The organism is Schnuerera sp., assembly GCF_035459645.1.
Taxonomy (GTDB): Bacteria; Bacillota; Clostridia; order Tissierellales; family Tepidimicrobiaceae; genus Schnuerera.
In genome coordinates this window covers 1-6,098 of sequence record NZ_DATHXO010000303.1, presented here as the reverse complement: position 1 = coordinate 6,098, position 6,098 = coordinate 1, and the positions used below count along the sequence as shown (strand labels likewise).

Below are 6,098 nucleotides of genomic sequence, written 5' to 3'. Positions count from 1 at the left end.
AAATAGTTACCGTCTTGTAATTCACCTACAACTGTAGCATCATTTGATTCATCATCTGTTGTTGTTCCTGTTTCTTGACCACCACAACCAACAAGTAAAGCTGCAACTAATACTGTGGTTAAGATCACAAAACCTAACCTTCTTTTCATTCGTATCCCTCCAAAATTTTTAAATAATTAGGTAAGTATTTGAAAACCCTAATATATTATAACTAAATTATACAATAATTACAACAATTGTTTGTTTGTTAACAATCAATTGATATTATTCATTGTCTTTCACTTTTATAATCGGTATATTAGCTACTAAAGCCGACATTGGCATGCTGTCCGATTCTCTTTTCATTCTTGTCAATTTAATATCCAAGCTCTCTTCATCTATTTCCGCATACTCTCTTACTACCCTTATCATATCTCCTTTAATCATTTCTAAAAATTTCGGAGATATATCTGATCTATCATGAACCAAAACTAATTTCAATCTTTCTTTAGCTAAGTTTTTACTACTTTGATTTTTTTTACTAAAAAATTTTAGAAAATCCAAAGTCACTCCCCCTTTACTTGCTAAATAGTAATTTAATTAATTTACTAAATTTGCCTTCATTATTTTCTAGATTAAGCAACTCTACTTCTTTTCCAATAATCCTATCACAAATATTTCTATATGCTTTTGCAGATAAAGGTTCCTCTTCAACTACTACCGGCTCTCCTTTGTTTGTTGAAACTACAATATATTCATCATCTGGTACAACACCTATTAAATCTACAGCCAATATATCTACAATATCTTCTACATTCATCATATCTCCTCTTTTTACCATATCATGTCTAATTCTGTTGATGATTAATTTTGGATCATTAAGCCCTTGAGCTTCTAGTAGACCAATTACTCTATCTGCATCCCTTACCGCTGAAATTTCTGGTGTTGTTACTATGAAAGCCTCATCCGCTCCAGCAATTGAGTTTTGAAAACCAAGTTCTATCCCTGCAGGAGAATCTATGATAATATAGTCAAATTCCTCTTTCAATTCTTTTATAAGCTCCATCATTTGTTCAGGTTTTACTGCAGTCTTATCCTTGGTCTGAGCAGCTGGTAACAAAAATAAACCTTCAAAACGCTTGTCCCTTATCAGACCTTGTTTTAGTCTACAGGTTTTCTCCACTACATCAACTATATCATATACTATTCTATTTTCCAGTCCCATTACCACATCTAGATTCCTAAGGCCTATATCAGTATCTACTACTACAACCTTGTTGCCTAAAATGGCTAATCCTGTGCCTATATTTGCAGTTGTAGTAGTTTTACCTACTCCACCTTTTCCTGATGTTATTACAATAGCTTTTCCCATTTTTTCTTCCTCCTCTTCATTATTTTCTCGGTAAATATGGCTCTATAAGAACTTCACCATCATAGATTTTAGCAACCTCTGGCAATCCAGAAGTAATTATATCTCCATCTGGTTGTCGTCCAATTATATTTGCTATTCTAAGTTGTGTTGGTTGTAAATCATACGCAGCAACTATCGCCTTATAATTTCCGTCTATTCCAGCATGGGCAACTCCTCTCAAGGTTCCAAGTATTATAATGTTTCCTTTTGCTTTAATCAATGCTCCAGGATTTACATCCCCAATTATAACGATATTTCCATCATATTCAATAACTTGTCCAGACCTTATAGTGCTGTTTATAAATTTGGTCATCCCCTCATAAATACCCTTATAAGGTTTCTCGTCTAGATGTGATGGTAATCCATCTTCAGAAATATGTAGCTTAAATTTTGTTCTAATCATTTCAAGTAATTCATCAATCTCATCTTCTGTAATATTTTCTCCTTTAATACCTAATAAATTTGCCCCTCCAAAAAAATCTATAGATTCTACTAATTTTTTCTCCAATTCCCTTTTGATTTGTTGAAATTCCCCTTCTTTAATACAAATATAAATCCCTTCTTTAATCCCTCTAAAATTTACTAGTCCTTCTCTCACTGGTATTCCCTCCACAATAACTCCTCCATATATATTCTCCATATATTCAAAAAATCCTTCTCCTTTGAAAATTTGAATTGGAAGGATTATAGATCACCTTGCCAATTCAACTTCAAATGGTAATGTCTCCTTTTTATCAATGCTATTGAGTCCAAAATATTCAGCTATAATTTCCCTTGCAATAGGACCTGCATATCCACCGCTTCCTCCTTGAAATAAAACTATGGAAATAGCTATCTCAGGATCATCATGGGGTGCATAAGCAACAAACCAAGCATAATCATCATAAGTATCACCTGTTGCAGGATTAATACCTGATCTCTGAGCTGTCCCTGTTTTTGCTGCTACAGGTATAGGGAATTTAGCAAATTGGCTTCTTGCAGTCCCTTCTGTAGCAACTTTTCTCATCCCAGTTTTTACATGTTCTAAATTTTCATAATTATTTAGATTAATTCTTTCGGGATTTACTTCTCTTTGAAATATAGTTTCTGAATTATCATAATTCTTTATACTATCTATTGTAGTGACTTTATGTCTATAACCTCCATTGGCAATAGTAGCAATATAATTAGTCATCTGGATCGGTGTATAAGCATTTTGTCCTTGTCCAATAGTAACGTTTAGTGTATCAGTAATATTCCATCCTGCAAAATTTAAGTAGGTGTATTTTATTTTATCTGCTAAACCTTCCCTTTCCCCTTCAAGTCGTTTTTCTGGCTCTATTCCCATGTTATCCAATTGTCTTATTACTTCATTCCTAGTTAAAGGTTCTTCTGCTTCAGTCCAACTAATTATCTTCTCTATTTTTTCAGTTATTTCTTCATCAGAGAATTGTTCTCCTTCTTTAATATATGACCTTATATTCCTATTCAAATACCTTTTTAACAAGGTTTTAGTTATCATTACCTTACTTTGTGGATTCGGTACTCCACCCGAAGCTTCTCTAGGAATATCTATCTCTATACCCGTCCTATCGTTTAATCCTAGTTCTTTAGAGATATTAGCTATATCTTCTATATCGATTCTCATTCCTAAAGATTCACCAGTTCTTTGATTTCTACCTAATGCAACAGAATAGAAATAATAGTTACAAGAATCCCTAAGAGCTTCATAAACATTTACAGGCCCATGGGTACCTCTTCTGGAATTCCAAAGCCAGCAACCAAATCTTTGGTTTCCAATATCTACATAACCCATATCTCTAATCGTTTTAGTAGGACTTAAACCATTTTCTAATGCTGCAAGGGCAGTTACCATCTTAAAAGTAGAACCAGGTTGTATAGCAGTTTGTATAGCTATATTATATAAAGGCCTTGGTGCCAATAAATCTTCCTCATTTTCTGGAAACAAACTTGCCCAGTCAGTACTTGATATTCCTGTAGAAAATAGATTAGGATCATATGCAGGGTAATTTGCTAATGCCAACAATTCTCCAGTTTTAACGTCAGTAACTACTACCGCACCAGAAGTAGCATTAATATATGGTCTTCCTTTACTCCTACTAGTCCCAAACTTATAATCTCCCCACTGACTTTTAAAGGTTCCTCCTTTTTGTATTTCTTCCAAAGCATATTTCAAATTTTCTTCTGCTACCTTTTGTAGTTGTGAATCTAAAGTTAAATATATATTATTTCCTGGTATTGCTTTTTTTTCATCAATTACATTAGTTGTATTCCCTAAAACATCAACCTCTACTCTTTTAACTCCATTTTCTCCTCTAAGCTCTGATTCAAATTTCTCTTCAATACCTGTTTTTCCAATTATATCATTGGGAGAATAATTGTTTTCTTTTACATATTTTTCAATCTCATTAGTCTGGGATATCTTACCTAAATAACCTAGTATATGAGCAGCAGTCTCTCCTTCTGGATAATATCTAACTGGCTCTATTGAAACCTGAATAGCCGACATTTCCATAAGGCCTTCTTCAATTTTAGCTACAGTAGAATCCTTTATACCATATGCAATATTAATAGGTTGATAAGCTCTATGTCCTTGTTTATCTAATTGGTCATAGAGGCTCATTATAACTCTAGATTCATATCTGCTTAAATCTTTATCTAATTCATAATATTCCATAAGATATAAAAAAACTTCTTCTGCATTTTTATCTTCAGAAATTTTAAATTTATCATACCAATCATTTTTATTAACTAATGAAACATACTCCCATTTTGAAACGGATATTCTTGGGTTATGGCCTTTTTCTAACATCACTTCTTGAGCAATACTCTTAATACTATCATCGGTAATAAAGTCATATAAAATATTATTCTCCTTTGCAAAATCCATAAGTGCATCTATAGGCCTTTTATTGCTAGATAAATTTTTATCGTTATGAGTATATAATACAGTATTCATTTCTTGATCAATATCTATCGTAACAGGGGGTTCTAAATCTTTATCTTCAATTTTTCTAATCAATATTTCCCCAGGTACAGTTCTTTCTACATCCCCCTTTTCATCTTCAACCTCTACTATCTTTTCCAATAAACTTTCCAAGGAAGTTTCTATAACTATATTAACAAAATCATCTTTTGCACTAGTTTCAAAATTTATGTTTTCAAAAGCTTTTATAAGTTCTCTTTTTTGGTCTAAATACTCTTGGTCATAGATTATTGAATACTTTTTTAATATTAGATTATTATCTAAATTGTTTTCCTTTAAAATATTGAAAACTATCCGTCTTGAAATAGGGTGATCTACTATTTTTCTGATAATATTCTTGTCATTATCAATAAGTTTTATTATTGCTTCTTTTGCAGTAGCATCCTGTCTAATTTGATAATCCTTTTTCCATTGTTCAATATCTTTATCGCTATCATAATTTAATATCAATTCTTCTTCATTTATCTCTGCATGGATAGGTATTTCTATTCCTTTATTATCAAGAGCATTAATAGCCTTATTGACAGTCATAAATTGATAATGTTCTTCATAGTCAGGATGAATATAATAAGCATCTAGAATCTGTGACAACAAATTATTAGATATTATTATATCTATTACCTTTTCAGTTGGTTCAGTGTTTTCCAGTTCATATAATTTTTCATTTTTATAATCAAAAATATTAAATTCTATTGGAAACTCATCTACATAGGAAACTCCATCTTCCTCAAGTAATCTAGCTAATGTTAACAAGGCGTTGTTTTTCTTTTCTCTATCTTCTATATTTAACTCGTCTTTTAAAATCTGCACAGTAAAACTAGGCTTATTACCAGCCAATAATCTACCATATCTGTCTCTAATTTCACCTCTTGGTGCAGTAATGTATACTTCCTTTAATCTTTTGTTATCAGAAATATCTCTATAATAGTCTCCCTCTACTATAGTTAATGTTGCTAATTTAAATGAAAGGATTAACATAATGACTGTTAATATAATTGCCAAAATATTAAATCGATTTTTTAACTTTTCAATTAATTTCACAGCTTACACCCCTATCTCCTTCCGAACCTAATTGAAGGAATGACAAATACTTTAGAAAACCACTTGTACAATATAATAGATATTAAACTATTATAAAAAATTTCAATAATGATAACATTTTTAAAAAAGACAAGAAAATTTATATTATAAGATAAAAAGAACATAAATAAATTGTGTACTAAATGATAAAAGATGGTAGAAAATATGGTCATGATAAAAGGAATAAGTATATTGTCTTTAGATAATCTATTTTCCGCCATACCTACTAAATATCCAACGAAAAAATATATAAATCCATTTATTCCTATTACAGAGCTAAAAATAATATCCTGTAATAGACCTGCCAACAACCCCATAATACTAGCAGTTTTCTTGCCTTTTAACAATGCTATAACAACGATTATTACAAGACTTGTATTTGGCACTACTTCGAATATTTTAAAATATTGGAATATTGTAGATTGTAATATGAAATTAATAATAATTATCAATATTGTAATAAATGTAGTCAATTTGAACCCCTCAATTTTAATCAGATATAATAAAAACTTTGTATAATTTTTTGAAATCTACTGCTGGCTCAACTTCTATATGTTTTGTTAAATCCTCATCTTTTTTTATTACATCTGTAATCTCACCTATATATAAATCCTTTACGTAAGCACCACCTAAACCAGAGCT

Annotated in this window: 6 protein-coding genes; all 6 read right to left on the bottom strand. The window is 31.0% G+C overall.

What is annotated here, in order from left to right:
- Window positions 1–264: 264 nt before the first annotated feature.
- The gene (gene minE / locus VK998_RS07120) at window positions 265–549 is read right to left on the bottom strand and encodes a cell division topological specificity factor MinE (protein WP_325226983.1); all 285 of its coding nucleotides are present in this window, start codon (window positions 547–549) and stop codon (window positions 265–267) included.
- Window positions 550–556: 7 nt separating this feature from the next.
- Window positions 557–1,351 carry a septum site-determining protein MinD gene (minD, locus tag VK998_RS07115; RefSeq protein ID WP_325226980.1) on the bottom strand — a complete coding sequence of 265 codons (795 nt, stop codon included), beginning with the start codon at window positions 1,349–1,351 and terminating at the stop codon, window positions 557–559.
- A 19-nt stretch (window positions 1,352–1,370) separates the two neighbouring features.
- Window positions 1,371–1,988, bottom strand: a complete 618-nt coding sequence (locus VK998_RS07110; protein WP_325226978.1) for a septum site-determining protein MinC — start codon at window positions 1,986–1,988, stop codon at window positions 1,371–1,373.
- 93 nt (window positions 1,989–2,081) lie between these two features.
- Window positions 2,082–5,417 carry a penicillin-binding transpeptidase domain-containing protein gene (locus VK998_RS07105; protein WP_325226974.1) on the bottom strand — a complete coding sequence of 1,112 codons (3,336 nt, stop codon included), beginning with the start codon at window positions 5,415–5,417 and terminating at the stop codon, window positions 2,082–2,084.
- An 11-nt stretch (window positions 5,418–5,428) separates the two neighbouring features.
- Window positions 5,429–5,929 (bottom strand): rod shape-determining protein MreD, encoded by a 501-nt coding sequence (gene mreD / locus VK998_RS07100; RefSeq protein WP_325226970.1) that lies wholly within the window; start codon window positions 5,927–5,929, stop codon window positions 5,429–5,431.
- Between the two features lie 16 nt (window positions 5,930–5,945).
- Window positions 5,946–6,098, bottom strand: a 153-nt coding sequence (locus VK998_RS07095; RefSeq protein ID WP_325226986.1) for a rod shape-determining protein MreC, incomplete at its 5' end; no start/stop codon positions are given.

Excerpts from the sequence above, each read along its gene's own strand:
- minD (WP_325226980.1), bottom strand. The coding sequence starts at position 1,351 with ATGGGAAAAGCTATTGTAATAACATCAGGAAAAGGTGGAGTAGGTAAA.